This window comes from Psychrobacter sp. (genome assembly GCF_036731945.1).
In the GTDB taxonomy this organism is placed as follows: domain Bacteria; phylum Pseudomonadota; class Gammaproteobacteria; order Pseudomonadales; family Moraxellaceae; genus Psychrobacter.
In genome coordinates this window covers 3,787-5,584 of the sequence record NZ_DAINDI010000028.1, presented here as the reverse complement: position 1 = coordinate 5,584, position 1,798 = coordinate 3,787, and the positions used below count along the sequence as shown (strand labels likewise).

Here is a 1,798-nt window from a genome sequence, read left to right as displayed (position 1 = left end):
AGGTTTTCTGGTATGCCATCGAGAGTGATGGCTGCCAGTAGTCCTGAGCCGCCATCGGCATTGAGCTTTTCATCGAGTAGATAGTCGACACTCGCAAATACCACTGCGCCCAGCATGGCAAAGGCCGCTGTCACCCAAACGCCGCTTTCAGTTACTGCTGGCTGTATCAGTTCGATGACGACCGATATCATCAGCGCGCCGCCAGCGAGCGCCAGTAAATTACCTTCAAGCCAGCTAGGTAAGCGCCCGTAAAGCCCCCAAAGCGCCCCAATAATTAGAGCGCCTGATACCACAATAATCACTGCAAACATTAACATAATAGGCCTCAATATTTTTATAGGTTATTGATAACGGCTAATGGTTGTGGTGTCATTATAAATTGCGTAATTGTTGTGTTAGACGCTGTTAACGGACTATTTTGCTCATATAAAAACCCAAAAAACCCCGAATATATTTTTATAATCGGGGTTTATGGATATCCATTTAGGCTAACTTTCTACTCAGTAGCTTACATAAACGGTAACTTGGTAAATATCTGCAAGATAGTCGCATTAACGATATCGACAAAGAACGCACCAACCATCGGTACAATCAAAAACGCTTTCGGTGATGGCAAGTAGCGATCGGTCACTGCCTGCATATTGGCAATCGCCGTTGGCGTCGCGCCCATACCAAACCCTGAGTGTCCGGCTGCCAAAACGGCGGCATCATAGTCTTTACCCATGATTCTAAAGGTAACAAAATAAGCATAACCAATCATGACTAAAGTCTGTACGACTAAGATAATCAATACAGGGCCTGCCAAATCTGTCAACTCCCATAGTTTTAGCGATAGCAGCGCCATGGCTAAAAATAGGCTTAACGACGCATTACCAATCACATCGATAGCACGGTCGAACATATCAAAATTGAATACCATGGTTAAAGCATTACGGATAATTACGCCACCTGCTAATGCCCAAACGAAGGTGGGCAACTCAAACGCGGTATCTGCTGCAACCAATGTCATGATGTCTGCAAACGCCAACGCCCCTGCAAACAAAGCCAATGACTCAATCGTTGAAGAGGCGGTAATCAAGCGAATGTTATCAGGTTTTTCAAACATCTCTTCATGGCGATGATCACCATCTTCGCTGTGCTTGGTACTATATAACGACTGCTTGCCAGCAAGCTTTTCAACGTCGCTTTGATTGGGATTAACAGGGGTCGGTTTTAGTCCCATTTTATTGATCAATCGGCGTGCAACAGGACCACCAACCAGACCACCTGCAACCAAACCATAAGTAGCAACGGCAATACCAAGGGTAGTAGCACCCACCACTTTGTATTGTTCTTCTAACACAACGCCCCACGCGCCTGCGGTACCATGGCCGCCTGTTAGGGCGATAGAGCCAGTCACCAAGCCAAGCAGTGGATCAAGACCTAGTACGCTGGCCATCGCTACCCCAACCACGTCTTGTAAAATAATAAAGACCGAGACGACGATAGTAAAAATTAATAAAGGCGTACCACCTGCTTTCAGCCGTCCAAAATCGGCGCTAAGTCCGATAGAGGCAAAGAACATCAGCATGGTTGCTGTTTGTAGTCCTTGGTGGAAATTAAAGCTATAACCCCAAATCAAATTAAGGGCGTAAACAATTACAGCAGCAATCAAGCCACCAGCTACGGGTTCTGGGATATTAAAGTCTTCCAAAAACTTAATTTTTTTAACCAAAAAGCGCCCTAATAGCAGCACCAAGGTGGCAAAAATCAGGGTGTAATATCCGTTTAATGTTACTTCCATAAGTTCATCCTTTCT

1 protein-coding gene and 1 pseudogene are annotated in these 1,798 nt (G+C 45.3%); both read right to left on the bottom strand.

Features of this window, described 5'->3' with window-relative positions; translation table 11 throughout:
• Window positions 1-317, bottom strand: a pseudogene (locus tag V7D75_RS07415) (zinc transporter); the annotation flags it as partial.
• A gap of 191 nt (window positions 318-508) precedes the next feature.
• Window positions 509-1,783: a sodium/glutamate symporter gene (gene gltS / locus V7D75_RS07410; RefSeq protein WP_333614047.1), complete on the bottom strand. Its 1,275-nt coding sequence runs from the start codon at window positions 1,781-1,783 to the stop codon at window positions 509-511.
• Window positions 1,784-1,798 lie beyond the last annotated feature (15 nt).